The sequence below is a fragment of the Arthrobacter sp. Y3221157 genome (assembly GCF_059089865.1).
Genome location: NZ_JBNHFD010000193.1, coordinates 1 through 1,290, shown reverse-complemented (window position 1 = coordinate 1,290; position 1,290 = coordinate 1). Strand labels below are relative to the sequence as shown.

2 protein-coding genes are annotated in these 1,290 nt (G+C 69.5%); one reads left to right on the top strand and one right to left on the bottom strand.

The window, feature by feature from the left end; genetic code table 11:
* Positions 1-585: LmeA family phospholipid-binding protein (locus AC5RTT_RS20570; RefSeq protein ID WP_494146709.1), on the top strand; the 585-nt coding region annotated here is incomplete at its 5' end.
* Positions 586-606: 21 nt separating this feature from the next.
* On the opposite strand, the gene AC5RTT_RS20565 is transcribed toward AC5RTT_RS20570, so the two are convergent.
* A partial coding sequence (locus AC5RTT_RS20565; RefSeq protein ID WP_494146708.1) for a hypothetical protein occupies positions 607-1,290 on the bottom strand: 684 nt, incomplete at its 5' end.

The window sequence follows — 1,290 nt, the reverse complement described above, 5'->3', positions numbered from 1 at the left end:
GGGGGCGGCGCGGACCCTGCGCCGCCCCCGACGCCGGGCACCGAACGTTCCGAGGGGACAGCGCCACCTTCGGGCCTGCGCGACGATGAGCTGTGGCTCTCCGATGTTGCACTGGACGCCGGAAAAGTGGTGACCGAAAACTCAACCCTCCATGATGTCCGGGCAACAGGACAGGACGTGGTCACGGGTTCCGGCGGACTGGTCGCTGGGCGGCTGAGAGTGGAGGCCACCGTCCCGTTCGAGTCCGTCGCCGCCGAACTCGGCAATGGAGCCACGGTCCGTGCCGCGGACGGCGGCCTGGCAACGGTGGTCCGCACCGTTGAGGCCCTCGGACGCGAACTGCGCGTCACCGCCACCGGTACGGTGAAGGTCGAAGGCGGCAGGCTCATTGTCGAGCCACGCTCAATCGACATCGGTGGGCCGGACTTCCTCTCCGAGGCCACCGCCGCCGTCGTTCGCGGCCTCGTAACCATCGAGCACGAAATCGAGGGCCTGCCCGAGGGGCTCGTGCTCCAGGACGTCACCGTTCAGGGCGACGGCTTCCGCGCTCGCCTCCAGGGCACGGACGTCAGGCTCGCCCCGTAGCTTCACCTGCAGTCAGCGCCGCTAACCCTTTGGCTGCGGCAGTACCAGCAGGTAGCCGGCGGGCAGATCGCTGCTCCAGCGGCGCGGCTCGCGGACAACGAACTGGGTGGCCAGCTGCTCCGGGGTGAGCAGGCTGTTGGGTACGGGCGACGGACCCCACTGCCCGCTGCCGTGCGGGTAGAGCGGATCCAGGACACGGATTCCCGTGACCGAGAACTCCGGGAACTTGGCCGGATCACCGATGGACTCGAAGCCGCTCATCACCCACGCGTGCCGGCCGCTCCACATCACCAGCCCCACGGGCCGGCCGGTCTCGGCGATGGCCCGCGCCGCGGTCTCCAGCGCGTCCCCGTAGTCGGGAACGCTCACCACGTCGTAGGGTCCCATGCCAACCTCGGTCAGCACCTGCGCCCACCCCCGCGGATTGGCGCCGTTAAAGGAGTTGGACGACCTTCCCCGGGCCATCTCCCACAGTTCCCCCTGGTGGGCGCTGTCACTCCACGTGCCGCCGCCCGTGTCGTCAATCAGGTTGTGGGCCATCTGGATGCTCGCCGCGACACACCAGTCAAAGGTGTATTGCGGCACGAAGTCGCCCTCCTGGTACAGGTTGAGGGCGAACGGCTGGGGTACTGGAGGCGGCGCGGCGGCCGGCGCCGAAGGAGGCACCGGTGTCGGCGCGGAAGCCGGAGCCTGTTCAGCGGCGGG